This is a genomic window from Streptomyces sp. NPDC014889 (genome assembly GCF_043081205.1).
Taxonomy (GTDB): Bacteria; Actinomycetota; Actinomycetes; order Streptomycetales; family Streptomycetaceae; genus Streptomyces.
The window spans coordinates 56,376-82,421 of record NZ_JBIBWH010000022.1 but is presented as its reverse complement, the minus strand read 5'-3'; the positions used below and the strand labels follow the sequence as shown (position 1 = coordinate 82,421).

21 protein-coding genes and 1 pseudogene are annotated in these 26,046 nt (G+C 68.8%); 6 read left to right on the top strand and 16 right to left on the bottom strand.

What is annotated here, in order from left to right; genetic code table 11:
* Positions 1 to 111: 111 nt before the first annotated feature.
* From ACF09J_RS32800 to ACF09J_RS32750, 11 genes are all read right to left on the bottom strand, one after another.
* A complete protein-coding gene (locus ACF09J_RS32800) occupies positions 112 to 885 on the bottom strand; it encodes a transposase (protein ID WP_392309107.1) in 774 nt (257 codons plus the stop codon).
* A gap of 438 nt (positions 886 to 1,323) precedes the next feature.
* Entirely contained in the window at positions 1,324 to 2,271 is a 948-nt protein-coding gene (locus tag ACF09J_RS32795) for a helix-turn-helix domain-containing protein (RefSeq protein WP_392309106.1), read from the bottom strand.
* 187 nt (positions 2,272 to 2,458) lie between these two features.
* Entirely contained in the window at positions 2,459 to 2,731 is a 273-nt protein-coding gene (locus ACF09J_RS32790; RefSeq protein ID WP_392309105.1) for a hypothetical protein, read from the bottom strand.
* Between the two features lie 634 nt (positions 2,732 to 3,365).
* Positions 3,366 to 3,512 carry a hypothetical protein gene (locus tag ACF09J_RS32785; RefSeq protein ID WP_392309104.1) on the bottom strand — a complete coding sequence of 49 codons (147 nt, stop codon included), beginning with the start codon at positions 3,510 to 3,512 and terminating at the stop codon, positions 3,366 to 3,368.
* A 31-nt stretch (positions 3,513 to 3,543) separates the two neighbouring features.
* Positions 3,544 to 7,296 (bottom strand): hypothetical protein, encoded by a 3,753-nt coding sequence (locus ACF09J_RS32780; RefSeq protein ID WP_392309103.1) that lies wholly within the window; start codon positions 7,294 to 7,296, stop codon positions 3,544 to 3,546.
* Positions 7,297 to 7,364: 68 nt separating this feature from the next.
* Positions 7,365 to 7,760 (bottom strand): hypothetical protein, encoded by a 396-nt coding sequence (locus ACF09J_RS32775; protein ID WP_392309102.1) that lies wholly within the window; start codon positions 7,758 to 7,760, stop codon positions 7,365 to 7,367.
* A 155-nt stretch (positions 7,761 to 7,915) separates the two neighbouring features.
* Positions 7,916 to 8,632: a hypothetical protein gene (locus ACF09J_RS32770; protein ID WP_392309101.1), complete on the bottom strand. Its 717-nt coding sequence runs from the start codon at positions 8,630 to 8,632 to the stop codon at positions 7,916 to 7,918.
* Positions 8,629 to 9,492 (bottom strand): hypothetical protein, encoded by an 864-nt coding sequence (locus tag ACF09J_RS32765; protein WP_392309100.1) that lies wholly within the window; start codon positions 9,490 to 9,492, stop codon positions 8,629 to 8,631. Before ACF09J_RS32765 ends, ACF09J_RS32770 begins: the two co-directional genes overlap by 4 nt.
* A gap of 212 nt (positions 9,493 to 9,704) precedes the next feature.
* Positions 9,705 to 10,733, bottom strand: coding sequence for an ATP/GTP-binding protein (locus tag ACF09J_RS32760; protein ID WP_392309099.1), 1,029 nt, complete (start codon positions 10,731 to 10,733; stop codon positions 9,705 to 9,707).
* A 97-nt stretch (positions 10,734 to 10,830) separates the two neighbouring features.
* The gene (locus ACF09J_RS32755) at positions 10,831 to 13,020 is read right to left on the bottom strand and encodes a Mu transposase C-terminal domain-containing protein (RefSeq protein WP_392309098.1); all 2,190 of its coding nucleotides are present in this window, start codon (positions 13,018 to 13,020) and stop codon (positions 10,831 to 10,833) included.
* Positions 13,020 to 13,739: a TnsA-like heteromeric transposase endonuclease subunit gene (locus ACF09J_RS32750; protein ID WP_392309097.1), complete on the bottom strand. Its 720-nt coding sequence runs from the start codon at positions 13,737 to 13,739 to the stop codon at positions 13,020 to 13,022. The genes ACF09J_RS32755 and ACF09J_RS32750 overlap by 1 nt, the downstream gene beginning before the upstream one ends.
* Positions 13,740 to 14,174: 435 nt before the next feature.
* Between ACF09J_RS32750 and ACF09J_RS32745 the strand changes: the two genes are divergently transcribed.
* Positions 14,175 to 16,340: a helix-turn-helix domain-containing protein gene (locus tag ACF09J_RS32745; RefSeq protein WP_392309096.1), complete on the top strand. Its 2,166-nt coding sequence runs from the start codon at positions 14,175 to 14,177 to the stop codon at positions 16,338 to 16,340.
* Positions 16,341 to 16,390: 50 nt separating this feature from the next.
* Here the strand turns inward: ACF09J_RS32745 and ACF09J_RS32740 are convergent, their stop codons facing one another.
* A complete protein-coding gene (locus ACF09J_RS32740; RefSeq protein ID WP_392309095.1) occupies positions 16,391 to 17,449 on the bottom strand; it encodes a hypothetical protein in 1,059 nt (352 codons plus the stop codon).
* Between the two features lie 104 nt (positions 17,450 to 17,553).
* Between ACF09J_RS32740 and tpg the strand changes: the two genes are divergently transcribed.
* The 5 genes from tpg (at position 17,554) to ACF09J_RS32715 (ending at position 22,648) form a co-directional block, all read left to right on the top strand.
* Positions 17,554 to 18,123: a telomere-protecting terminal protein Tpg gene (gene tpg / locus ACF09J_RS32735; RefSeq protein ID WP_392309094.1), complete on the top strand. Its 570-nt coding sequence runs from the start codon at positions 17,554 to 17,556 to the stop codon at positions 18,121 to 18,123.
* Positions 18,124 to 18,138: 15 nt separating this feature from the next.
* Positions 18,139 to 19,110 (top strand): hypothetical protein, encoded by a 972-nt coding sequence (locus ACF09J_RS32730; RefSeq protein ID WP_392309093.1) that lies wholly within the window; start codon positions 18,139 to 18,141, stop codon positions 19,108 to 19,110.
* Between the two features lie 119 nt (positions 19,111 to 19,229).
* Entirely contained in the window at positions 19,230 to 19,826 is a 597-nt protein-coding gene (locus tag ACF09J_RS32725; protein WP_392309092.1) for a helix-turn-helix domain-containing protein, read from the top strand.
* Between the two features lie 24 nt (positions 19,827 to 19,850).
* On the top strand, positions 19,851 to 21,926 hold the full coding sequence (locus ACF09J_RS32720) for a hypothetical protein (RefSeq protein WP_392309091.1): 2,076 nt from the start codon (positions 19,851 to 19,853) through the stop codon (positions 21,924 to 21,926).
* Positions 21,926 to 22,648 carry a helix-turn-helix domain containing protein gene (locus tag ACF09J_RS32715; RefSeq protein WP_392309090.1) on the top strand — a complete coding sequence of 241 codons (723 nt, stop codon included), beginning with the start codon at positions 21,926 to 21,928 and terminating at the stop codon, positions 22,646 to 22,648. Before ACF09J_RS32720 ends, ACF09J_RS32715 begins: the two co-directional genes overlap by 1 nt.
* 263 nt (positions 22,649 to 22,911) lie before the next feature.
* Here ACF09J_RS32715 and ACF09J_RS32710 read toward each other — a convergent pair whose 3' ends face one another.
* The 4 genes and pseudogenes from ACF09J_RS32710 to ACF09J_RS32695 form a co-directional block, all read right to left on the bottom strand.
* The gene (locus ACF09J_RS32710; protein ID WP_392309089.1) at positions 22,912 to 24,477 is read right to left on the bottom strand and encodes a UvrD-helicase domain-containing protein; all 1,566 of its coding nucleotides are present in this window, start codon (positions 24,475 to 24,477) and stop codon (positions 22,912 to 22,914) included.
* Between the two features lie 80 nt (positions 24,478 to 24,557).
* On the bottom strand, positions 24,558 to 24,932 hold the full coding sequence (locus tag ACF09J_RS32705; RefSeq protein ID WP_392309088.1) for a hypothetical protein: 375 nt from the start codon (positions 24,930 to 24,932) through the stop codon (positions 24,558 to 24,560).
* A gap of 109 nt (positions 24,933 to 25,041) precedes the next feature.
* A complete protein-coding gene (locus ACF09J_RS32700) occupies positions 25,042 to 25,449 on the bottom strand; it encodes a hypothetical protein (protein WP_392309128.1) in 408 nt (135 codons plus the stop codon).
* Positions 25,450 to 25,551: 102 nt separating this feature from the next.
* A pseudogene (locus ACF09J_RS32695) lies at positions 25,552 to 25,938 on the bottom strand (DUF6083 domain-containing protein); the annotation flags it as partial.
* Positions 25,939 to 26,046 lie beyond the last annotated feature (108 nt).

The window sequence follows — 26,046 nt, the reverse complement described above, 5'->3', positions numbered from 1 at the left end:
TGCAGGTTGGGTGAGATTGCCGCAGATGCCGTGAGAACCCCTATTATGGCGGCGCTAGACGGTGTCCCGTAAATGCTCTGGGGCATGCAGGTTGGCCTGCTCGTTTGCCTGTCATCCGGTGAGGGTGAGGTTGTGCAGGCGGGCGATGCCGAGCATGGCGTGGTGGACGCCTTCGCCTCTGAGGCGGCAGTCGCGGAGAATCTTCCAGCTCTTCATGCGGGCGAAGGTGTGCTCGACGCGGGCGCGGACCTTGCGGTGGGAGGCGTTGTGCTCCTCTTTCCAGGAGGGCAGTTCCTCGTCCTTGTATCGGCGGTAGTGCGGGATGGTCAGGCCGGTGCCCCGGTAACCGCCGTCGGCGATCACCGCGGGGGTGGTACCGACGGCAGCCTTCGCGCCGGACTCCTCCCAGGCCCGGCAGTCGTTGTGGTTGCCGGGCATCGGCTTGCCGACGGCGAGGACCAGGCGAGTGTCGGCGTGGATGACGACTTGGTGGTTGGTGGAGTAGCGGTAGTTCTTGCTGGAGGCGGCCACGGCTCGGTCGCGGGTGGGGACCAGCGTGCCGTCCACGATGAGCACGGTGTCCTTGCGGAACCGCCGCCGGGACTGGAGGGCGAGAGCCGGTCCGAGGTGGTCGACAATCCGGTCGGCCGCCGACTTCGAGACGCCGAACAGCGGGGCGAGCTGGCGCAGGGTGAGGTTGGTGCGCCAGTACGCGGCCACCAGCAACACCCGGTCCTTCAACGGAAGCGACCACGGCCGGCCCTTGCGGACCGGATCGGCTCCCTCACGCCGCAGCGCGGTGATCAACTTGTTGAACTGCCGCGGGCTCAGCCCGGTGAATGGACCTATCCACGAGGGCTCCGACGCCGTGATCACACCAGCCACAACAAGATCATCTCACCTCTGACCAGCAGTTACGGGACAACTTCTAGGGAGAGGCACCGGGAGCTGGTTATAGTCGCGCTTCGGGGAACGCCTTCACTGGATACGGCCTAGCGCACCTTGCTGAGCACCGTGATCACGAAGTCGCCCAAGGGCACCAGAAGCGCCTGTGTCGCCCATGGAAGCATTCGGATAGCGGAGCGCAGTCGCAGCTAACGCAGACGGTGCCGGCGGACGGCGATCCAGAGCTCGACCTGCGCGACTTCGACCATTTGTCCAGGAAACGGCCACCGTCGTCCTGGCGGATCTGGAGACGCGAGCATCCTCATACGACGGCTACGAAGGCGGTGATGTCCACGGGACGCCTGCCTTGGCGCCTCCAACTCTGGGTGCCGCTTGTCAGCCCTCACTGCCGCAAGGGAGAACAGCTGGCCCACCAGCTCACGGCGAGGTGTCGAAGGCGCCGCGCCACAGCCGACGCACCTCGTGAACGTCAGCCTGCAGAGCACGGGCCAGCGCACTGACGGCAGGCCACTCGGCCAGCGCAGGCCCGTTCGGCGCCCCTCGGAGCATGGCCCGTACCTGCCGTGCCCGCAGTAACGGTGAGGTTGCGGTGAGTTCCTTGATGTCGGGTTCGCACGCGGCGACATGCAGACCACGCAGCATGGCCTGCAGTGCCTGCTGGTACTGGTCGGGTGTCTTGTCCGCGAACTGCAGACCGCGGGCTCGCTCCCACAAGCCATGCAGATCATCCGGCTGACCGCCACAGGCCTGGATGAGGGGAGCGATCCGATCCCAGGACGGGACCCGCTGTCCCAACAGGATCAACGACAGGTACGAGGGTGAGATGTCCAGCGCCCGCGCCAGCGCGCGCACGGACCGTCCGTCGCGGCGCTGCAGATGAGACAGGGCACGACCCAGCCGGTGCTGCGCCGGCACACAGTCCGCGTCCTGGTACGAGCGTCCTGACAGCGGTCGCCGCTTTCTTGTCGCCGCGTCTGCGGCCTCCACACTGGCGCGGACCTCCTCCGCAGGCAACCCCCAAGACCGGGCTATGTCGTCCCAGGACGCCTGCTCCTGATGGAGGGCCTGGCGCGAGAGGACGGCCATGAGATCGGAGAGGTCTTGCTGGATGTTGCGGCACCGCGCCAGCTTGGTCAGCGCCGACTCGTAGGAAGGACCCGCAGCAGCCCGTGCCAATGCCCTGGTCTTGCTCTGCACCGATTTATTGATCCGGGTCGACACGTCTGCTGCGGAAGAACTGGGGGAGTGGGTGCGGTGCGCTTCGCTGCGGCAGGCGACGGAGCAGTAGGACGGCAGCCGGCCCAGGCGATGTGGTCGCACGAACGGAACACGGCAGTGGCAGCAGATCAGCTTGTCCTCAAGCACAGGTCCCTCCTGGTCCGGTGTGCACAGCGGAAAGAAAGAGCAGGAATGGTCAACAGAGTGCAGGGGTGGGGGGGGGGGGGGGCCCCCCCCCCCCCCCCCCCCCCCGCGGCCGGCCCCCCCCCCCCCCCCCCCGGGGGGGGGGGGCCCCCCCCCCCCCCCCCCCCCCCCCCCCCGCCACCCCGGATGGCTACAACATCCGGATGTGGCGGTAACGCAGGTAGGAGCGGCGCCCCAGAGCACCTGCCGCGCCAGCTGCTAGGACCACGGAGTATGACGAGACACCGCTCTTGCTCGCGATGTACGCCAGAACCACCGCCAGCGGGGCGCTCAGTTCGATGTTTACAGCCTTCTCGCTGAATCCACGAAAAGCAGCAAACACCGGCAGCCTGGTGTTACTTTCAAAATGGCTGCTCAGCGCCTCGAGCCACACGGCGCGTGCAGCACGTCGAAGGGACGACATTTCTTGGTTTCTTCCTTCGTTTGATGAAAGGGCAGTTGGGTCGCCACGCAGTCCGCCAGACGGTCGGCGACCCGACTGCGCTTCCCGCGGTGAGCGGGGCGCGCAGCCCGATGAGCCTGACATAGGGGATTGCCGCGGCAGATCACCCGTGCGAAACTGCCCTGCCATGCACGGAAGCAGCCCCGGCAGGCAGCTTTTAAGACATATGAAGAACGCAAGTGACCGAATGCTCCGCCTCGCCCACTCCCATCAACCGGCGCGTCCAAGGCGCGTCGGCTCTGGGCTGTACAGGTGGCTGCGCCGTGCCGTTGCCGTTCTGGTGGTAGACGACGCAGCACCCTTGCCGCGGCGCAGTTCACGTAGCCGATGGGCTTGAGTGCGCGGCTGGTGGCCCTCGTTTTCCGCTGCTTGCAGGCAGCCCGTTCCTCGCTCCGAACCCGGGCACAGCCCGCGGACCAGTTTTTATGGCAGACCCGTGCGTGCAGTTCGCGGCCTGTCGGTGAGGTGGAGGCGGTGGAGGCTCGATCGGCCGCTTGTCGAGGGATGGTGCACGCAGCCGTGACCTTATGGCGTTTGGCGGCGTTGACGCGGGTCGCCGAATGGGCTCGAGTGACAAACCGGGACTGACTCGCAGTTACTTCCTGGTGCGGGTGCGTCCGGGAGAGCGTACGGACGGCAGGTCCTCGCGCGTGTTGTCCGCTTCGAGGGCGTCGACGGGCAGCTGGCGGTAGGTGTGGAGGAGCTCGGCTATGACGGCGGGACGGACCTCGGCCGCCGTCACCAGTGCGGCCAGAACCTGCGAACGCGACCGGTTAGGGCCACCAGGTCAGCACATCATCCGTGGCTTGAGCTAATACATCCTGAACCTCGTCACCAGCCGCCAAAGCTAGCCGGGACAGATTCTCGGTGATCACTTCCAATGCTCTGCTCTGCGATGTCCGGGACAGCACACCTCGGACCAGTGCGACGAACTCCTGTGGGGAGCAGCCGTGATCATCCTGGGCTCGAGAGAGGAGAGCGGTTGCGAGTGCACTGTCATCCGGTGCGATGGCAAGCACCGTATCCACCCGCTCCCAGGGCATGTACGGAACAAGCTCGACCAAATGCTGGGCACGGACAGTTGGATCCACTTGGGACATGAAATCCAGCACCTCTGGGAACACCGCGGACCGCTCCTGCTCAGAGAGCACCGACAACAGGACGGTGTAAGCCTCTGCCCGTTCCCACTCGTCATCGACAGCTCGGACAGAGGTGAGCGCCTCTTCCACGCGATGCTGCAACCCCTCAGGGAGGCCGGCGAGCATCCGTGGCAGAACCTCTGGCAGCCAGGGCCGCCACGAACATGCAAGTGCCGCCTCGTACGCTTCCTGCGCCACGCCCCTGCGCTGCTCAACAGGTAGGCGCGGCACCAGTGCACTCAGCGCAGCGCTGCGCAACCCGGCGTCCTCAAAGCCTCGTCCAGCCGCCAGCACACGCTCCAGCAGTCGGTTGGGGAGGTAGGGAATGAGCGAGACGACTAGGACAGGAGGGTTGTCGACCTCTTTCCGATTCAGGATCGTCGTCACAACCTCTTCCTGAAGTTGTTCCGACAGATGCGGGCCCAGCACGCTCAGGTCATCAACCCAGTCATCCTGCTCCACCCAGTGCCACAGGGCGCTGGCCAGCAGATCCGCTGGCAGATATGCAACGACCTGTTCCAACAGCGGCTGATCGGCATACAGCAGTTCATAAGGCTCGGAAAACCACTCCAGGGCGGCCTCTTGCACGTCAGCTTCTGAAAGATGGGGCAGGAGCCGTCTGCGTAGCGTGTCACGCCTATGGCCTTTTGCATCAGCCAAACGCAGAGCGTCCAGGGCCTCGCGGGCCTGTCCTGTCCGGTGAGCTTCCAGGGCAGTCTGCAGTACAGCGATCTTCCCGGTGGCTATCGCGGTCAAGGAGCCTACCAACGTTGCGACTTCCAGAACTTCTGCGGCCCATGCCGATTGCCGACTTGCCGGCAGCTCGAGTACCAGGGAGGCCAGTTGCACTACCCGAGAGGTCGACGGAGTGAACAGTGCGCCTCTGAGCCGGTCCTTCAGCTGTTCGGCGGTCACGTACGGCGCCAGCCGGGCCAGCACATGCTGATCGGGGCGGGAGTTGGCGCCGAGAATATCCTTGATCATCGCCGAGCGGATCTCAGGGGGCACATGTGGCAGAAGCATGCTCAGCGCGCCAGCGCGATCAGCGGGATGGGAGATGGAACGTATTTGCGTAAGCATCTCCAGCAGGACAGGCTCCCGGTGTTCGGCAGGCAGCACAGGCAAAAGGACGGCCAAATCGTGGGCGAGCGCCTGGGGATATTCCAACGGTGCGGCTTCAGCGATGGCTGCGGACAGGGCAGCGTTCTGTTCTTCCGGAGACAGCAACGGCAGCAGGACGTTCCAGTCCTCGGTGAGCCGCGGCGTGAAGGAGCCGTCGAGCAATGCCTTCCGTACCTCGGACAGGGCTTGGTCCCGTTCCTGGACAGGCAGGAGCGACACCAGCGAGACCAGGGCACTGACGTTCTCGTCGGAGTCCCACGCATCCTCCTCTGAGCGGATCTCTTTAAGAGCCTGCAGGGCGACCTTCGACCGCTTTTCTGGGGGAGAGTGAACAGCGGCGATGGCTAGGAGACGTCCCCGCAGTCCGCCGGCCATACATTCCTGAGCTGTGGCCACGGCCTCATCGGCCACGTCGGCCTGGCGGTCTTCGGGTAAGTAGGGGATCACCAGTGCGGGGCTGACGTAATGGTGTCCGTTCAGGCTGCTGACCACCACGTAGTCGCACAGCCGTATGGTCTCCAGCGCCTCCTCGATGGTCCGCAGTCGCTGGCTCTCCGCTATGTGAGGCTGCAGCACGAGCAGAGCCCTGTAGCGGTCACCTGGATCGGAAAGACGGCGGGCATGGGCCAGACCGTGTTCCGCAGTCCACACTCCTCGCTCGACCAGTTGTCCCAGCAATTCCGGGCCCACGCTGTCCGTGTGACTGGCGACACTCGCGGTCATCAGCCCGTACCGCAGCTCTTCCGCCAGCTCAGCTGCCGGAAGGCGCCGCCTCATGGCCTCGTCCGTCCGGCGGGCGGCATCGCTTCGGGCCCGCTCCAGATCATCCAGATAGGCGTCCAGCGGCCCCGCATACTCATGTGCGGCAAACCAGATGTTGCGAGCCTGGCGGTCTCCGGCCGGCGATTCGGCCTGCAGCAGCTGACGCAGTCCGGCGCCCCACTCAGCCAAGATCATGTGATGGGCGAGATGACGCAGTGGATATCCGCCGTCCATCAAGGCCAAGGAGGGATCGGCGGCAAGCAACGCCAGGGGCTCTTGGCCGTCACCACTGCCGAACCCGCCGAAATCCCGCACGTACCGCTCTGAGATCCGCAGGTGGGCCCGCGCAACGCCCTCAGCGAGGCCCGCCGCTAAGACCTTCAACCCGTCATCGTGCACGCCGTCCAGCGCGCCCCCGAAGAAGCCTCGCGCAGTGGCGTGGTAGAGCTCATACCTCCGCTCCGCGAGAGCGTCGTCCGCAGTCAAGAACGGCCGTAGCACGAGGTCGCACCACCCCCGCACCGCCTCCTGATCACTCGCGCCCGTCAACCGGTACAACGTGCTGTAGGGCAGGGCTTCGGGAGCAGCGACCAACGTCGCCAGCACCTGTTTCCCGACGTCTGCCCAACCTGGTACCCCTTGCCAGCGCATCAACTGCCGTGCGTAGTAGCCGGACAGGTCCGCCGGCAGTGAGTGGAGCTCGTCGACCGGCTGCTGCCCCGTCCGTAGGCCCGCGAGCACGTATCGCAGGTACACCCACACCCCGCCCGACCGCTCGGCCAGCAGCACCGCAGCCTCGTCGGGGCTCACACCCGCTGCCGCCAGCCGCCCTGCCACCGGTTCCGCCCGCACAGCCCGGTCCAGGAACAACTGCAGGTCCGCCTGATTGCGTGCGTCGTCCCGGTCAATGCGCACCACCCGCGAGGGCGATTCCGAATAGGCGGGCCGCTTCCCGGTGCGGTATGTCCCGACGACGAAGACCCCCTCCGGAAGCAGCGACGGCAACCCCCAGGGCAACCCGCCCGCCGGGACGTCCGCTTCGTCGGCACCATCCATGACGATCACCAGCGGCTCGCCCCGTGTTACGCGTGCCCGCTCTGCGGCCTCGCTGAGCAGCGTGTCGAAGCCCTCCGGGTCGGACACCCAATCAGCGAGCATGCCGCCCGGCGCGAACTGCGCAGCCAAGCCGAACCGGTGGATCAGCTGAGCCGCCAGATTACGCAGCCCGACCCGTACGGATCCGCCCTGGGAGTGGCGGGCGAAATGCGACACATAGCCACGCTCACGAACCAGCCACGCCGCCCAGGCCGTCTTGCCCAGTCCCGCTTCTGCCTCCACCCACAGAAAGCCGCAACTCTGCTCGGCGAGAAAGGAGTCGACAGACTCCACCAGCCAAATGCGACCGGTGAACTCTGCAACGCCCACATCGCTGAACACCTTCCGCGTGTCCTTGAGCGCAACCGTCATGGGAACAGACGAAGTACCGAACACAGGATTGGTCATGATCGACCCGTGTGCGTCACCCCCGACCGCAACCGAAGCGTCCCCGAAGGCGCCAGCCCGCCTGGCGGTCACGGTGCACCCCCGTCGCTGTCACCTGCCCCCTGAGAGCCGCCACTCGTGTTCGGGCTGCCGTCAGACGCGACCACATGGGTGGAGATCTGCCCGCGGGCGTCTCCGGCGACAGACACCGCACCCGCACCCTGAGCGGGCACATCGCCCGTCAGATTGACCTGCGTTGTGATCGCCTCGTGCGCGGCACCGCCGATCGCCACCGATCCGGCGCCAGGCGCCTGCGCGGCGCCGCTGTCGGCCGTCACAAGCACCTGCAGGACAACGGCGACAACCACCAAAACTCCGAGCGCCACCCACCAGGCACCTGTCGGCTGATCCGTCACCACGTTGGTGACCAGCCCGCTCGCCGCCGAGGCCACCACTGAACTCCCGGCAACAATGGCCCGCTTCACTCCAGGTCTCACCATCACTCCAATCTAAGCATTCATCTGCCCCTCCCGGGCCGTTCCTTAAAACACACGGCTACCTGTCTGCCCTGGGTGGTTGGTCTGCGGGGAGCCGCACTCGCGCCGGACGGACAACGGTCGGCCGTCCGATCGGGTCGCGCTCAGGACGCAGTCGGTCCCAGGTCGAGGGAGTTCTCTTCCGCACGCATGTAGGGGGAGCGGCGGTGGAACGCCTCGTATCGGTCCTGCATGTACCGGCCGGCAGCCTCGGGGGACGGAGCTGCGGGAGGCGCCGGGGGCCAAGACAGGCTGCACAGGTCGCGCAGGGCCAGAGCGAGGGCGTCGCGTGGATGCATGGGTGAGCTTGCCGCTTGCTGTTGGGCCAGCGAGCAGTGGTGCAGCAACGCTGCCTGCACGCGGTGGAATTGCAGGGGGTCAAAGATGGCCAGCACCCGGTTTGTGGTGAACGGGGGCGCCAGCTGGAACCCGATGTGACCGACGTAGGTGACCAACGGCAGGGAATGGGCGGCGTCGTCGGGCAGGGCGCCGAGAACCTTGCTCCAGTTCTGCGCGAGCAGCCACCGCTCAAGGGCCCGTGACGTCTCTGCGGGGCTGCTGCCGGACGCGGTAGCCAGCACGTGGCGGACCACGCTCCAGTATTCCTCCTCGGAGTCCAGGCGGGCTTGTTCGAGGTTGGTGAGGAAGCTCGGGAGCACCTCGGCCGGCAGCGCGACGCACGCGAGCTGTCCGGTGTCCCGCCCTGCCCGCAACGTCAGGTTGCCGTGGGACGAACCGATCTCAAGAAGATCGACGACGATGGTCCTACGCCCGACAGCGCTTGAGCGTGAGCGGGGATGGGGCTTGCGGCGCCTGCTCATGCGGCCGCTCCTTCCACCTCGTTGCCGACTGCGGACTGTGTAGGACGCTGCACTGTGACTGGGCGGTAGACAAGAGCGTACGGAGCCACGCCGCGAGGCGTGGCCGGCCTGACCTCGAAGTGGGCGGAGAGAAGAGCGAGGAGCTCGCCAGCGGCGCTGCGAGCGGCCGAAAGGAGCGAGGCGGCCAGCTCCCGATCGTATTCCTCGATCGTCTCGTTCCAGGCACGTTCCCGCAGTTCCTCCGCGTCATGCTCCTCGTCGGTCCACCGCAGTTCCACCGTCACCCCCGTCAGGCCGCCGTTGCGCACGATGGTGCGCCCAGCCAGCTCCGGCCGTGTGCGGATCAGGTCCCGCAACTCGCTAAACAGGGCGGGCGCGTCGACCAGGCGGGCAACGGACTGGGCGTCGAAGTACGCTGCGACTGTGTCCGTGATGGTGTGAAGGTCCAGCCCTTCGTCGTGGGCTCTCACGATGTCCGCCTTAAGGCTGCGGCGGGCCTCGTACACGCTGTGGCACGCAGAGCGCAGATGGCGGGTGAGTGCCTTCAGCCGCAAGGCTTCGCGTGCTTCGGCGATGTCGTCAGGGGATGCCTGGCAGATGCCGGTGGGGTCCACTGATGTCTCGTCGCAGACCTGGGCGTAGGCGCGGACCTGCACTTCCGGTTGGTCGGCGTGCGCATGCAGAACGGATGCGAGTGAGTTCTTCAGCACCGTCTGCGCGAGGTCGTCAACGCCGTCACACATCCCTTCGTCGGCGAGGTACACGCCGGGCCGATCGGCTTCCTCCTCGAAGTACTCGTAGTGCTGCCACTCGGTGGAACCGGGCGATTTAGTTTCGATCCAGCAGTGGTAAAGGACCACGGCTGTCCTTCCTGGGAGAGGGCGACGACCCGTATGTACCGCCGCTGTGGTGCATGCCGGGCGCGCGGTGCGGGGCCAGCGGCAGAGGGGCTACAGGCGAGGCTGAAGCCGAAGGTCGGCCACGTGGACGGCGGTGTGGCACCCTTTCGTGTCTCAGCCTGGTGCAGTGTGCCCGTGGAGCGCAACGAGCAGAGGAAGCGCTGGGATGTGCGTCAGACCTGCAGAATCGGATCGTCGTCGAACCGGCCCACCAACTGGTCGTCCAGCAGTTCCTCGGTGATCGCTTCGATGCCGGTTTCGATGGCTTCCTGTGCAGCCTGGCAGATGAGATAGGACAGCGGCTTCATGTAGCCGCCGGTGCGCCGGTGCAGGTGGGTGGCGAGCTGGAGGAGGTCGCCAGGCGTGTGCTGGTGCAGGCGCAGGTCCTGGTCGAAGGCTTTGATGACTTCGTGGAACAGGGCGTAGTCGTCGCTGCTGTAAGAGACGGGCAGGACAGCGAGGGTGGGGATGCCGCCGGATCCGCCGCCGGGCGGTCCGGGGCGTTTGCCGCGCCGGACTTCGTTGACGATCTCTCGGGAGCCGGGCCCGCAGTAGCCGAAGGAGACGTTGCACTCGGCGGCCAAGTAGTTGAAGTAGTCGAAGGCCGTCTTGAGTTCGGAGTTGTCCAGCCGATCGATGCCGTCGACTAGGACCAGGCGAGTGCCGCAGGTCTTCATGACGTGGCAGACGGGCCCGGTCATGTCGATGCTGCGCTGGCCGCTCTCAGGGTCTTTGGTGTGCTTGTGGCCGAGGAACTCGGCGAACGGGATCGACATGTCCAGCTTGCTGCCCGGGGCCAGCGGGGTGTTGATGTGAATGACTGGGATGCGTTTCGGGTCGGGCGGCAGGTGGTCACGGACGAGGCCCTCGAAGACACGGCCGATCTGGCGCAGGACCGTGGTCATGCCGGTTTCGCCCGGCCCATCGACTGCCAGGTGCAGGGGGCCTTCGCTGCGCGGGCTGCCGGCCAGCCACAGGCGCCGGGCGACGGCGACGGCCTTCTTCAGGGCCGGGGTCTGTACGGTGCGCATTGTGGCGTGATAGCGGATGCGTGGATCATCTGCCGCGGGCGCGGAGCCGGCAGGCGGGCATGCGGCCAGATCGGGGGGCACGACGACAAGGTCCAGTTGGGCCTGCCAACCGGGACGGGTCGTCGCCGGCAGGAATACGCCGGGAGCGGCATCGGGGCGGGAGAGTGACATGACGCAGGAGGGTCCTTAAGGGGCGTGCCGTAGGCGGGAGATGGGTCTCACCGGGGAGATCCCGGGGGGAGAGGCAGGACAGAGACACGGGGGTGAGTCAGCGGGATGTTTGCGGACCGTGGCCGTCGCCGGGTCGGGGGAGGGAGACGGGCGGCAGGCACAGTCGGTGCAGGTCGACGTCCATGCTGGGCAGGGCGTTGATGCGCTGGTAGTCGGGGGCGGGAATGTCGCGGTAGGGGTTCTGGGCGGGCATGGGGCCGACGGACATGCCGCGGTCGACGGGCGCCGGCTGCTGCACCGCGGTGCGGGAGGGGCCGCGGCCGGCGTGCTCGAGTAGAGAGCGCGCCACGCGGGCGATGGCGGCCTCGTCCCGGGTGCCGCCTCCGTTTTCGAGGTGGGCGGCGGTGGCCTGGTCCCAGACGTGCTCGCTCCACGCGTCGCCGATCAGACGCTGGTAGACGTAGTCGGCCTCCGCCCAGGCGCCGTTGCGGTGGTCCTGCAGCCACACCTTCTCCGGCTGGTGGGGGTGGTAGCGAACCGGCCACCGCTGCCCCTTGCCCGGCCAGCCCGACATGGTGTTGCGGTAGGGGTTGAGGGTGCGGCTGTCGTAGGTGCGGTTGTTCACACGGATGCCCTTCTCGGTGACCTTCACCCAGGTGGTGGGCAGCAGCCGCAGCCGGTCCTCGGCGCTCAGCCGCAGCGGTACGTAGCCGCTGCTGGCGACGTGGGCGGCGAACATCTGGTTCGGCGTGCGTGGCGGCATCGACGGCAGGAACGGATTGCGCAGTTCCTCGTGAGGGCGCTGCTGCCAGCCCACAGCGATCCACTGCTGCAGGAAGTCGTTGATTTGGTCCACCCGCCACAGCCGCTCGCCGTCGACCTTCTTGCCGCGATGAGAGAGGTCCTTCCCGGTGTAGCCGGGCAGGAACTGACTGAAGAACGTTTTGAGCGATGAGAACGTCCGCTCGATGATCGCCTTGTGAGTGGGGGAGTTGTAACAGGCCGGACGCACAGCGATGCCCAACTGGGCGCACGCGTCCATGAACGCTCGCCCGGCGAAGACCTTTCCGTTGTCCATGATGATCATCTCCGGAATGATCACCGGCCGGGCGGCCGCGTCCCGCATGCGTTCGTCGGCCTCGACGAGCTGTGCATACGGCAGGCCGGAGCCCTCGGCGCGGGCTTTGGCCGACCAGTGGGGGCGCATCGGCTGTGGTGTGCACATCTGGGCCAGCAGCAACAGCGCGTCGACGGCTTTGGTGGCCCGCCCGCCGTGTCGGCGGGAGTTGGACCCGGTCTTGGTGCCGCTGGACTTGGGACGGACGACGGCGGCGAGAATCGTCCGGGTGACCACGTCGATGGCCGCGGTCAGTTCGAGTGAGACCACGCGGCCGGTCTCATCCAGCGCGCGCACATCCAGCGAGGTGGTGTCGATCTGCACCTGCTCACCCGGCAGGGTGGCCATGGCCAGCGTGAACGGCGGCTCGGGACGGTGATCGGCGTCCTTGCGGCGGGCGGCCTCCTTGCCGCAGACGATGCCGAGCCGGTCCAGGAGCCGGTAGAACGTCGCCCGGGACGGCATCAGCTTCTCCGCCTGCTTCTTGAATTTCCTCACGCACGTCCTTCTCAGCAGCTCGAACAGTCGCGACCTGGTCCCGATGGACCGGTTCTTGTTGCGTCGATGCACCTTCCACAGCAGCGTCACCACCCGTTCGTCGACCCGGCCGTGCGCGCTTGGACCGCGCACCCGCCGTTTGTCGACCAGCCCCCACAGGCCCTGCTCCAGCCAGGCCAGCCGCTTGCGTTCCACCGTGGCCGCCGACACATGGTGGTGAGCTGCTGTCAGCTCTGCTGCCTTGGTCTCGTATCGCTGCCGCACCGTGGTGCGCTCAGGGTCGTAGCAGGAGCGCGGCACGGTGCCGGGTGCGGCGAAACCGGGCAGACCCGTGTGGACCTCCAGCACATGGTCCAGCCAGAACTCGGCATCCTCGCGGGCCTTGTCCGGCAGCCCGTCCAGCAGATCAATGCCGCCCAGGCCCGGGCGCGAGGGCGCCGGCCGCTCGGCAGAGGCGTCCGCGTCGCCAGCGCAGGGAGAGTCCAGTACGCAAAAGCCTGCCGAGGCCTGCAGAGCGTCCAGCAGGACGACGGCGTCTTCTCCGTCGGTGTGCTGGCTGAGCAGATGCACGCTGCTGCCCTGCAACGCCGCGACCAGGTAGGTCTCCCCACGCCAGCGCACCGCCCGGCCCACGGCCACGGCGTCCGGCGGCGCCGGAGCAAGTGCCGTCATCAGAGCACCTCCCGCGGTGACCACACCAGGGAGCGAGCGGGCACGAACGGGGCGTCCCAGTCGATGGCCAGCTCACGGGTCCAGATCAGGTGAAGCCCCCTGGCCACCGTGGCCAGTTCGGGCAGACCGCTGGCGCTGACCCCTTCGGCGAACGGGCGCGGCCGGGCGAACGCCTGGTGCAGGGTCTGTGCGGTGTCCCTGTCCGCCAGCCGTGCGTGCCGGTAGCGAGACAGACGCTGCCGGTTACGCGCGGCCACATCACTGTCCGAGCCCGCATACACCCGCACTTCCCAGCCGGCCTGCTCACCGGCCGCCGTGAGCAGCCTCAGCGTCTCCTCCCACCCGGCTCCCGCACGGCCCGACGACCGGCACACCACCAGCCTCGCCCGCCCGTTGGCCAGCCGGACGAAGAAATCCGGTACGTACCCCTGGTCGCTGCCAGCCCAGCCCAGCCGTACCGGCCAGCCAGCGAACGCCGCCACCTGCGGATCGAACTCCAGCGCCACGGCCGCCTGCAGCGCCTGGAGAGTGGCGCAGCCGACGTGCCCGGCCTGGCCCGCCGGCCGCCACCACGTGGCGATCGCGCGCCGCCCCCTATGCCGCGCCGGCCTCCACACCTCCTCCCGCTCCTCCAGCCGTTCCCCGCGCACCTGGCCTACGGGCCGCTCCAGCAGCCGACCGGCGGGGGAGCGGAACTGCGCCCACACCACCTCAGCCACGACACCACCTCACACGAAAGCGACAGAACGAACTACCGCCCACGTGATCGACTTGGGCGACGTCGACCACCGTGGCCGCTCACCGCAGCCACAGAAAGCGATCTGGCTCGAACGCGCTCGAACGAGTGAGCGCGCGCCGCACTCCGCGCGCCTCCTCGAGCGCACGATCGAGCAGCCCGTTTTGCCTGGTGACCGCACATATTGAGGGATGGCGATGGGGGGCGCAGGACAACACCAAGCGTGCGCCTCGCTCGAACGGGCGGAGTTTCTCGCTCCGCTCGCACGGCGTCCTTGCAGGTCAAGGCCCGACGAAACGGTTCATGCAGGCCACGCCACGCACTGTATGGATCGGGCATGCTGCGCTGCCAAGCGCAGCATGCCCGGACGCAGCGCCCGTATCCGCCGGCCAGCACCAGTGGGGGAACCGACCCAGCCATGGACGAGCTGTTCGATCTTTCCGACATTCACGCCCCCGGACAGGCGCTTGCAGGGCTTCCGGCACCGGCGGAACGGCGCAGACTGCGCCGGGAGGCGGAGCTGTCCCTGCACCAGGTCGCCGACGCCTGCGGGGTGAGCGAGGACACCGTCCGCTCCTGGGAGCGCGGCACCACCACCCCGCGCGGCGACACCGCGGCCCTCTACCGGCACCTTCTAAACGCTTTGCTGGCCCGGCAGACCGCCTCCCCGATGTCGGCGCTCCCGCCCGCGCAGACACCGGACTGGGCCGCGCTGGGCGCCCTCCGGCACGAGATCCCCACGCTCGCGGCCGACGAAGCACCGTGCCGACGCTGCCAGCACCCCACGAGGCAGCGCGTCGGCGGCCACCCCCAACACCTGGGCACCCGCTGCCCTAACCTCGCCTTGGGCACCGGGCGAGCCCAGCCCGTCCCGCCCGCACCCCGGCCGGAGACCCCCGTAATGTCCGCGGCTGCTGACACGCTGCCGTCCCAGCGCACCCCATACCCACCCGGCCCCGCGGCGCGTCTGGACTACCCGCCGCCCCGCTCCCGCAAAACCTTTGATGGCCCCCTCGCCGTCCTCGAAGCCGGCCCACAGGGACTGATCGCTCACCTCGCCGATGGCCGCACCCGCCCCTGCCCTGCCGACGACCTGCGCTCTGTGCTGGCCTGGACCATCAACGCCCCGCTCGGTGCGGCCCCCGTCCGCCCCGAATCCCTGCCGCCGGGCCCGCTGCTGGTGCTCACCTCCACCGCCCGTGCCCGCCTGCACCTGCCCGCCGCTGCGCCCACCCTGCCCGAGCGGCATCCCCGCAGCGACCACCCGCTGTTGCAGCAGGCCCGCGCCATCGGCTGGCAGACCGACGCAAGCGGCCTCGGCCCCTGGAATCGGCTGCACCCCGCCCACGGCGACCCCGCCTGCGACAGCATCCACCTCGCCCTCACCGACTGGGGCGCCCTGCACCACGATGCATGGAACCTGCCCGCCCACCTCACCCCGGGCGAACTGGCCGCCACCCTGGGCGAATACGCCTCACTCGTGCGCACCCCGCTGGGCCCTCCGGAAGCCTGCGGCCACCAGCTCATGCGTGACCTGCGCCCATCCGCGCACCACCACACAGTCACCGGCGCCCTGATGACCCCCGGCGTCCGCGGCGCCCTGACCACGGTCGTCGACCCGGCCCCCTGCGAGGCCCCGCCCGGCCACCAGCTGGCCAGTCACCGCAGTGCACAGGATGCCGTCGCTGACACCGGCACCGACTGGTGGCGTCAGCCCACAACGGACGAGACCGACCGCGAGCACGTGGTGTGCCTCGCGGTCAACCTCCTCCACTTCGCTGGCAGCAACGAGATCCGCGTCGCCGACACACCGGCCCACCACGTCCACTACTCCGACTTCGACCCCAAGCAGCCCGGCAGCTGGCTCGTCGACCTCTCCGCCATCCCCCCACACCCCCTGCTGCCCCCAGCCTTCGCCAGCACGGGCCTTGCCTGGCACACCACCCCCGCCGTCGCCTACGCCGCAGCACGCGGAGCACAGCCGAAGCCCGTCCAGGGCTGGCTGCGCCCGGGCCCCACAGGCCCCTACCTCGCTCCCTGGTACCAGCACCTGCGCCTGGCTCGCCTGGCCGTCCTGGAACGCCTCGGCATCACCCCCGCCATGGACACCCCCGACCTGCTGGCCGCCCTCGCCGCACTGCCGCAAGCTCATGCCGCGACCCGGGCCCTGCTGCACGCCCTGCACGCCACTGCCGAGGACGCCTTCGCCGCTCTGGCCCAACCGCCCACCCAGCCCGACCAGACTGCTCTGGTCACATGGCCCACCCCCAAGGAGCCCACCTGGCGCCCCGACCTGCGTGCTGCCGTCCACGCCAGCGCCCGCGCCAATCTCCACCGCAAGGTGGCCCGGACCGCCCGCAGCGGTTACTTCCCCCTCGCCGTGGCGGGCGACCACATCCTGTATCCCACCAGCACCCCTCACCTCACCGAAATCACCGACCTGCCCGACAGCGGATTCCGGCTAGGCATCGCACCCGGCCACGTCCGTCCCGTCACGGTGCGCTCCATGACCTGGTACACGGCCCGCTGCGCCGAGGGCGTCAACCCCGCACAGGTACTGAAGGACACCTGCCCCTCATGGTGACCACTTCCACCGCATGCGCCGCCCGCCCGAGCCGTGCGGCCGGCCATCCCTTATTCCGCAGCCATCACCGGTCGGCCCAGACGCCAGTCCAGACAGGAGGCGTCCTCCAGCGGACCGTGTTCGGGCAGACACTGGTGGGGATCCATCACAGGCAGCCGCTCGGTCCGGTAGCCCGGCGGCGGTGCCGGCTGTGCGAGCCGGTCCACCACGGGCTGAGCGATGCGGTGCTGCAGTGTCCACTCCCGCAGCATCCGGTAGCCGCCCTGCTCCACCGGGCCCGGCATGCCAAGGCGCTCGCCCACGAAGGCGATCCAGTGCCGCGAGACCCAGGCCGGTGCACCGTTGTCGAACTCCCGACCCCAGCGCCGCTGCCGCTCGTACACGGCCATCGCCTCGGCGACGATGACGGCCTCCGGGTAGACCACCACCGGCACCGACCACATCTGCCGTCCTGGGCCCAAGACCGCCTCCCGCCGGGCCCACACCCTCTCCGCCTCCGCGCCCATCTGGCGGCTCTGCCACCAGCCGGCGGTCACCTGCAGGGCATCGGCCAACAGCGCCCGCGCATACGGTCCCACCTGCTGCTGCAGGCGCACCCGCCGTCGGTGCGCTTCCACTACCTCCTGCAAACCAGTCAGGCTGACCTGAGCGGGCCGGTCGCCGGCGGCGCGCAGCCAGCGGCCGTGGCGCACGCACACCTGCCACGGCTCGCCGCTGGCCAGCACCACCGGCGTCACCAGATCCTCCCGTCGCGCCAGACAGCCCTCGCACGGCGCGAGCGGTGTCCACCGCCCGGGCCAAGGCTCCATGCGCACTGCCGGCCGGCGGCCGGGCCGCCCCGCTGCCCACGCCAGCGTGGGCAGCGCGCAGCGCAGCTCCTGGGGTGTGCGCCAGGCCATGACCGCCAGCCGGTCCGCGGCCTGCTTGCTGAAGAACACCTCATGTGCCCACGGATCGAGGTCCCCAGGCGGACGGCGCGCCCCCGCCTCCCGTAGCACCTCCGCAGCGGGCAGCCCGTTCAGATGTGCCAGCCGCCGGACAAACGACGCCGCCGACTCGCCCAGCACCGGGTGAAGCTCCACCGGCTTCGGCGCCGCCTCCGCATCCATACCTGCCTCCCGCATGCCCTGCCGGACACCCGCCCGAGCCCTCCGCACGGACAACGAGCCAAGGCGGACACCGGTAACACGCCCTTGAGGAGACCGCTCTTACCGTGCCGCTGCCGAACACCTCCATCGCCCACGCGCTCGACCTCGCCGATGCCCGGCACTGGACGCGGCTACCCCCCACCCGTCCCGCCGCACGCCTGCGCCACCTGCTGCGTACCCAAAGCCCCGACGCCCTGGCACCACGCCTGTTCGCCTACCCCGAAGCCCTCACCCGGTGGGCCGAGGGCGACACACACGACCTCCAGCCCACCCACGCCACCCTCATCGAGCACGAGATCTACCGCACCTGGCAGCCGCATATCCGCCACCGCGCACACCAGCAGATCCTCGATCACGACGGCTGCGTCACCGCACAACTCCACGCCCGCTTCCGCTTCACCACCCTCAGCGGCGAGTTCGACGACCCCCGCCTGCTCCGAGTGACCGAAGACCTGCCGGCACTGCACGCCCGCCACCTCTTCGACGCCCGCCACCGCAACGCCCCAGAAGACGAACTACGCCGCATCCTCGCCGACGGCATCGGCGAGGCCTACTTCTTCCGCGCCCTGCCCCTCGGCCAGCAGCAGGCCGCAGTGACCATCACCGACCTGCACCTCATCCAGTTCCACTACTAACACTCGGAATCGCCCATGACCCTCATCTACGCCTTCCAGGACAGCCGCGGACGCTGGCACGGTGATCCCGACGCCGTTTTGCTCAACCCCAAGGAGGAACCCGGCCGCGGCACGATCACCTACCAGCCAGTGCCAGGAACCCCCGAGGCGCACAATCCCTTCGTCGGACAGCGGCTCACCGTTTTGTACGGCGTCGCCGATCTCGAAGCCGGCCCCGTCACCTACCAACTCGACACCGGCGGCCGCTTCCTGGCTACCTGGAACGTTCACACCCTCCTTGCCACCCCCATGGGGGCCGCCCCCCTGTCTGAACCCGAGCCGGCCAACCCGCCCCATGCTGGGCGGGCACCCTGTCTCGAGACGGCCTTCGCCGAAAACGGCCGCCGCTACCTCCTGAGCGGCACCCGATGCGACAACGGGCAACTCACCGTCGAACTCACCATCAGCAGTGAACAAGGAGAGATCCGCGGCGAACTCTGTGGCGCCCTCGACCCAGGCGACCTCCAGTCCCTGGCCCGCCTCCTGGACGCCGCCGCCCGCACCCTCACCAATCCCGCTTCCCTCCCTGCTCCCCGCCAGAGCGGCGCGGGAACCACCCCCGACAGTGCCCGGCTCGCCGCCCGCTTCCGCCAGGAACGCGACTTCACCGTCCTCGCCGCAGAATTCGGCTGCAGCCGCGGCGCCATCTACCAAGAACTCACCCGGCTGGGCCTGCTCTCCACACCTGGCGGCCGAAAGCGCACTGCCCCTGCAGCTCCGCCCACCCCCTCCCCGATCCTGCAACAACGACGCCTTGTCCACCGCAACTCCCACGCCCGCTGGACCGATGAGGAAGAACACCGACTGGCTCGCCGCTGCGCCGAAAAAGCCACCATCCCCGAACTCAGCCAGGAGTTCGGCCGCAGCGAACAGGCCATCGAAAGCCGCCTGCTGAAGACCGGAGCGACCGGACCCGCCGCAGACCAGGCCCGCTTCAACGTCTTGTAACAAGCACAGAATTTTACAAGCCTGATCAGATATCTGATCAGGCTTGCATGATGTGGGGTGAGCCACTAGCGTTCCTGGCGCAACACCAGACACTCATGGGCTGGAGGGGAGAGACGGCCGTGCTGCTCACTACAGGCCAGGCCGCCACCGAACTCGGCTGCGCCATCACCACCCTGCGCCGCCTCATCCACGCTGGAATCCTGCCCCGCCTTTCCCACCGTGGCGTCCGTGTCATGATCCCCCTCGACGTCGTCCAGGCCCTCCACCAGCGCTCACACGCCCCCCTGCACCGCCTCAATGCATCTGAAATCGCCGTCCTGCGCGTCGATGCCGCACGCCGCGTCGACGAGGACGACCGCGAATGGATCGGGTACGCCCCACACCTGGGCCCCGATCATCTCCTCAAAAGCCTGCGCGGCTGGTGGCGCTGCGACCCTTCCAGCATCGCCGCCGCAGGAGTGTTGCCCGTCACCGTGTCCGGTTACGTCGTCGCCACCCTGACCGGCCTGGACACCTACACACGCAACAGCACGGGCCGCTACGCATTCCCCGACGCCCGCCTCGCCGGCTACATCACCGACCTCGCCGCCCCCACCATGGAACTCACCTCCCACCGACGAGATGACCGTGCCCTAGCCACGCTGTTGCTCGGCACCCGCCTGGAATCCCACTCCGGCGGCGCCATCGCCTACGTCACCCCCCACACACCCAGCTGACCCACAGCCGCACAAGGGACCCCGATGGACGCACAGAGCTACAACACCGCGCTCGCCGACTTGCGCACCCTGCGGGATCAGATCAAGAAGGCCCGGGCAGCGCTGGCACGGCTGGAAGCCGACAGGGACAAGCGGATCGTCCAGTTGGCCTCCTACGAGAAGGCGAAAGCGGAGCGAATCGCCCCGGCAGCCGGGCTGAGCGTGGCCGACGTCGTCACCATCGCTCCTGCCCTGGCCCCCGACAGCCTCACCGAAGACACCAGCGCCCCAGCGCCGCCCCCGGCTCACGCTCCAAGCGCACCCTCTACTGAAGCCGAGCCCGAACCGGCCGCGCAGTCCGCAGCGTCGGCGCCCGCACGGCGCGCCACGCCGCCTGAGCCTGCCTCGGCGGTCACCGCCGCACCGGAAGCGCCACGAATCTTGCCCTCCATCCCCGAAGGCGAGGCGGGCGATGCTTGGCTCGCCCACACTCCTGGTCTGGCCTCCACCCGGCCCAACTTCACCCAGCAGGCCCGCTCCACCGTCTTCCTGGACACCACCACAGGACTCCTGGTCCACCGCAACCAGACCCATCACCTCGACCTCGGCAGCAGGTCGGCCGCCGACATCCTCACCGCCGTCTTCCACACTATCCCCGAAGGCGTAGAGCGGATCTACATCACGGCCGGCGACCCCTGGCACCGCAACGCAGACCGCTACCCCTACCTGCGCGACGCGGTCGCCGCCTGGCTGAACGCCCCCACACCGGGCTGGCGCACCGACACCGGCCGCGGCCGCGACCGGATGGCCGGACACTTCGTCCACGCCCGCAACCCCGTCGGTCGCTACCAGCTCGAGAACGGCGACAGCCACGTGGAGATCCGCTCGGTAGGGGAGTGGTTCGACACCGACGGAGACACCCCAGCCACCATCCGCGACGCCTTCGTCCTGCTGTGGCAGGCCCTGCGCCGTCACTGGCCCGACGCCGTCATCATGGGATCCCCCTCCCAGACCGGCCGTGACCTGTGGACCCGCACCATCCCGCAACGCGGCCAGTACGCCGACGGCTTCCCCGTCCTGTCGCAGGAGCTGCGCGGCCTGCTGCACGCCACCGCAGGGCAAGGCCGCAACGAACTGATCACTCCGCCCCGTGTGCCCGAGCAGCTGCCCCAACTGGTCGAGTACGACCGCACCTTCGCCTACGCCAAACACACCTGGAAGTCCCCGGTCGGCACCCCCCGCCGCATCACCGCCGCGACCTTCGCCTCCTGGCCGGAGAAGGAACAGATCCGCGCCCTGTACGGGTGCGGGCACTGGCAGGTGCGCGTGATGGTCCCCGACACCTGGAACCATGTCGGCCTCCTCCCAGCTCCCGCCCCCGGAGACCGTGCCTGGCACTACCCGGCCGCGCCCGGAGCGACCTTCACCACCTGGGCCGGCGGCCCCGAAATCCACGCCGCCCTGACCAACCCACTCCAGCCGTGGAAGATCGAAATCCTCGACGGCATCCTGTGGGACGACGGCAAACCCCTCGACGACTGGGCCAAAAAACTCAAGGAAACCTGGACCAACCTCTCCGCCCAGGCCCACTTCCACGGCGACGCTCAACAGGCCCGCGCCGCCCACCTCGCCTCCCGCGCCGTGCGCTCCATCCTCCTGTACGGCATCGGCTCCTTCGCCCAACGCCCCCGCATGGTCACCGGCACCACCCCCCGAACCCTGGAACGCGACGTGCCCCCAGACGCCGAGATCATCGCCTTCGACGACGAACTGATCACCTGGCAAAAGCCCACCGGCTTCGCCCGGGATCCCAACGCCCACCCCGAATGGGCCGCCGCAATCTGGTCCGGCGCCCGCGCCGCCCTCCTCACCCAACGCCACCGCGACGAGGACACCTACGCCGGAGCCCTGCACACCCCGCCCGGCACAGTGATCGCCTTCCGCACCGACGCCCTCTACCTCACCCAGCCCCAGAACTGGCCCCACCACCACCAGCCCGGCGACTACCTCCTCAAAGGCCACCTCACCGGCCCCCTGCCCGCCCCCACCACCGAAGAAGAACTCCTGACCCTGCGGGACGCCGGACGCGCCGCCCTCACCGCCACCGGCCAGGAGGCCTGATGCCGCCCCGCCCCCGCCGCAACCGCCCAAGAAACCAGAGAGGGTCGAACGAAGCGGCACGCCTTGCCGACCGCCTCCAACAGGCCGGCTACACCAAACGCGACATCGCCCGCATCATCAACCGCGACCCCTCCCTCGTCTCGCAGTTCTACACCCGGAACAAAGGCGCCGCCTTCGTCACCGCCCTACGCGAAGTCCTCACCGCCGTCGAAGCCGGAGGCATCACCGACCTGCCCGAACTCGCCGCCATCGCCGCCCGCCACACCCACCGCCGCACGACCGCGACCGGTGCCCCCGCCCGGGTACGCACCAAAGCCGTCCTGATCACCCCCACCGGCACCGGCGCTGGCCGCGTCGGCGTCCAGGCCATCGCCTCCGGCTCCACCCGCCTGCGCCCCCTGATCGCCGAAGCCGCCCGGCGCGGCCTGCGCCTGGCCTTCACCGTCCGCCTCGCCAAGACCGGCTATGTCCACCCCTCCGGCAGCCGCACCGACTCACCCGGCATCCGCCGCAACATCATCCAACGCGCCGACCACACCGAAGAACGCTCCTACGGCTCCGGCCCCACCGGCGGCTTCGATGCCGCCGAGTTCGCCCGCCGCGTCGATGCCGCCGCCGGCGACGTGACCGCCGCCGTACGCCAGTGGCTCGTGGAAACCGGACGCATCCGTGCAGACGCACAGATCATCCACCTCGAAGTCCGCACCTGGCGCGCACGCTGACCTACTCGCCAAGGACCAGCGCTGAGCGATCCTGGTCCCGGCGTCGGTGCCGTTCGTTCTGGACATGGCTTAGCCCCGGCGACTTGACCGAGGTCAGCGGTCCACCGGGGCTTTCGACTCAAGAGTACTGTCCCGGCGTCGATCTGGCTGGAGGGACTTTCCTTTACTAACGGCGTGGGTGCAGCGCCCAGTGGGCGGCACGACGGCGTGTGCTTCGGCCGGGGACCTGATCCTGGACCGTTCGTAGCATCGAGCAGTTGCACCTACATCAGCGTTGACCTTAGGCCGGCAGCTCGAATCGGCAGGGAACTGTCCGCACCCGCTGTCGGGCCATCGTCACCCTGAACCGAAAACCTCGGAGTAGCTGGGGCCAGTGCGGTGGGGTGGGTGTTGATCCAAGAGAGGCCGCCGAGGTCGAGTTGGTGGCGGGCGCGGGTGACGGCGACGTAGGCGAGGCGGGCGTCGGTGTCGTTGACGGGTTCTGGGATGGGGCGTCCTTGCTCGTCGTGCTGGTCGGTGTCCTTTGGTGGAGGGAAGTCGTCGCCGATTTGGACGGTGGGCCATTCGCGGCCTTTGGCGGTGTGGGCGGTGGTGACGGTGACGTTGGCGTGGTCCTCGCTGGCGAGTTGGTCGACGGCGGTGAGGATGGCGTCGGGGCCGTGGGTGTCGATGAGGTCGACGAAGGGCTGGAGGTCGCGTCCAGCGGGGTCGTGGGCGGCGTAGTCCTGCAGTTCGCCCCAGGAAGGGAAGAGGACGAGTTCGGGGTGGGTGGTGCGGCGGCCGTCCTTGAGGTCGCGGGCCGCGAGAGCCAGCCCGGCCAGTTGTTGTCCTCCGCGGGTGAGCGCGACGCGGTGGCCTGCACCGAGCAGGCGCATGACTTCGGCCATGGCGCCGATGTTGGTGCGGCACAGCACCGCGTCCGGGCGGGTGAGGCTCCCGACCTCGGCGGAGATGGTCTCGGTGCCGGTCAGGCGGATGGGGGCGTCGGCGAGCATGAGCCACCGGTTGGCCTCCTGGGCGATCAGGGGGCCGAAGCGGAAGGAGCGGGTCAGGGTGAGGGGGGTGGCATCGAAGCCGGTCATCACGTCGCGGGCGCCGCGCCAGCCGTAGATGGCCTGGGCGGAGTCGCCGACCATGACGAGCTGCGCATGGTCGCGCTGAGCGGCGAAGACTTCTTCCAGGACCGGGTTGGTGTCCTGGGCCTCGTCAAGGAAAAGGAAGTCGGCTTCGATCCTCGGCCCGGTCAGGGCCCACATCTTCAGGTAGTGGTCGTGTTCGAAACGGACCACGCCCTGGTCGGGGTTATGCAGGTCGGCCCAGGCCTTGGTGGCGAACCTCACCACCTTGTCGGCAAGCTGGGCGTGGTCGCCGGGTGTGTCCAGGCCGCGCAGGCGTGGCACATGGTGGGGGGCCAGGGTGTGGTCGGCTGAGTGGCAGTAGCGGGTGACGGTGCGCAGCACGGTGTGGGAGAGCGCCCGGGGGCTGATCTCGTGAGCGCCGATGCGGACCGGACGGGTGATGCCGAGCGCCTGGCCGGTTTTCCATGCGGGCTGGCGTGGGCTGTTGAGTCGGCGGCAGTAGCGGTGACCGACGGCGGCGAAGGCCGTGGCGTGGGCGGTTTTGCACAGCACCGTGCGGGGGAAGCGTGTGACGGCGTCCTGGGCGATGCTCTTGTTGAAGGCGAGGTAGCGGCCGCGGCGGCGGGTGCCGGCCGCGAGCAGGCCGAGCGTGCTGGTCTTCCCTGTCCCAGCACCGGCCTGCAGGACGAGATGGTGACCGGCCCGGAAAACGTCAGCAGCGTGCGCCTGTTCGTCGGTGGGCGTATGCAACAAGGGCTCCGCGAAAGAAGAGAAGCATCAGGGGGAGTGAGGACAGCGGCCTTCGCCGCCGTCCTGGCACGGCGCAGCTTTCACGATGGGCTCACGGCGCTGCCGACATGCCGACTGGGTAGTGCGCGGGCCGCGCAGACCAGGACTTCTTCGAGAGTGTGGTGGGCGAGCAGGCTCTCGAGCCGGTCCTCCAGGCGCCGAGTGCGTTCCTGCTCACGCCGGGCAAGGTCCGCGGTCACGCACTGGCTGAGCACATCCTGTGGCCGCTGCGCCAGGACCGCTGCCCTGCGGCGCAGGGCAGTATCGACCGAGCGGCTGAGAGCGATGTTGAGCAGGACCTGGCCGTGCCGGTCCGGGTAGTGCGTGGTCAGGATGTCGATCGGTAACCGTGAACCCAACTGGTGTCCCAGCACGTGCAGGGCACCGTCGGGGCTGCGTGCGTTCTGGACCGCCATCAGCCGGGTACGGTCCGCGTTGACGGCCAGCCGAACCTTTCCCGGGCGTGCCGGAACTCGCTGTGGGTGGCGGGCCTGGTCAGGGTGATCTCGACGGCATGGAAGGGCGTCATGGGCGGACTGCCTGATGTGTCCTGCCCGCGAGGTCAGGGCGCCGGGTAGGGGCGGGCAGGCGGTTGTGGATGTGCTCGCGGTGGCGCAGCGGGTCGAAGAGCTCCCAGTCGGCCACCGCCAGGTCGGCGACCGTGGGGATCGCGGCGTGCTGCAGGCAACGCTGGGCGCGCCACCGCAGCTGTTCGGCGTACGGGACGCTGCTGAGGTCGTAGACCGCCATGACTGCAGAGGGCAGAGCCAGCTGACCGCTCGTCTCGGTGGCCGGAACCAGCCTCCAGACGCCGGCCAGGGCGCCGGGGGAGAGCAGGGTGTTGGTGCAGCGGTGGCGGCGCCTGGTCCGGGCGACGCACTGGATCTCGTCCACCGGGCGGGCGGCCAGGTAGCGCACGTACAGCAACTGCACGATGGGCCGGGTCGGGCGGCAGAGCGGCGAGGTTCCATCCTGGGGTGCCGGGCCGTCCGGAACAGCCGGGGGAGGGGTGAAGGCGCCGGTGTCGATCAGGCGGCGGGTGTTTACTGCTAGAGCCTGGCGAAGCCCGGCCAACTCGGGAGGGGCTGCGGGTGCCTGTTGGGCAGGGCATACGACGGCGTGCGGCAGACGACACCAGCCACTGCCGTCTCCCGTCGGGTAGGCGACGCCGGAGCTGACGTGCCAGCGGCACGCCGCCGGTACCCGGGCGGCCGGTAGCTCGCGGGGATGGAGGCGGACGGTCCGCTGACTGCTGCGGTGGTACCACTCGATTCGGTTGCCGCACTCGCGGCATCGGTCGACTTGGCCGCAGCGCAGCAGCCGACTGACGTCGCCGGGGGTGACCTGCAGGGAGCAGCGCACACGCTGGGCGATCGGACTGCCGTCCCAGCGCCGGGCCGCAGAAGGTTGTGTGGAGCGCATGCGGGCGAACCTGCCAGTCAACACGCCGGATCCACGACAGCAATGCTGACGTGTCGCCCGGTCGGCCTCATGTGTTGTGACTGGTGTGCGAACGTTTGATCCCAGGTT

Coding starts and splice junctions, on each gene's coding strand:
- ACF09J_RS32790 (WP_392309105.1), bottom strand. CDS start 2,731: ATGTCGTCCCTTCGACGTGCTGCACGCGCCGTGTGGCTCGAGGCGCTG.
- ACF09J_RS32780 (WP_392309103.1), bottom strand. CDS start 7,296: ATGACCAATCCTGTGTTCGGTACTTCGTCTGTTCCCATGACGGTTGCG.
- ACF09J_RS32770 (WP_392309101.1), bottom strand. CDS start 8,632: ATGAGCAGGCGCCGCAAGCCCCATCCCCGCTCACGCTCAAGCGCTGTC.
- ACF09J_RS32760 (WP_392309099.1), bottom strand. CDS start 10,733: ATGTCACTCTCCCGCCCCGATGCCGCTCCCGGCGTATTCCTGCCGGCG.
- ACF09J_RS32755 (WP_392309098.1), bottom strand. CDS start 13,020: ATGACGGCACTTGCTCCGGCGCCGCCGGACGCCGTGGCCGTGGGCCGG.
- ACF09J_RS32745 (WP_392309096.1), top strand. CDS start 14,175: ATGGACGAGCTGTTCGATCTTTCCGACATTCACGCCCCCGGACAGGCG.
- ACF09J_RS32740 (WP_392309095.1), bottom strand. CDS start 17,449: ATGGATGCGGAGGCGGCGCCGAAGCCGGTGGAGCTTCACCCGGTGCTG.
- ACF09J_RS32730 (WP_392309093.1), top strand. CDS start 18,139: ATGACCCTCATCTACGCCTTCCAGGACAGCCGCGGACGCTGGCACGGT.
- ACF09J_RS32720 (WP_392309091.1), top strand. CDS start 19,851: ATGGACGCACAGAGCTACAACACCGCGCTCGCCGACTTGCGCACCCTG.
- ACF09J_RS32715 (WP_392309090.1), top strand. CDS start 21,926: ATGCCGCCCCGCCCCCGCCGCAACCGCCCAAGAAACCAGAGAGGGTCG.
- ACF09J_RS32705 (WP_392309088.1), bottom strand. CDS start 24,932: ATGGCGGTCCAGAACGCACGCAGCCCCGACGGTGCCCTGCACGTGCTG.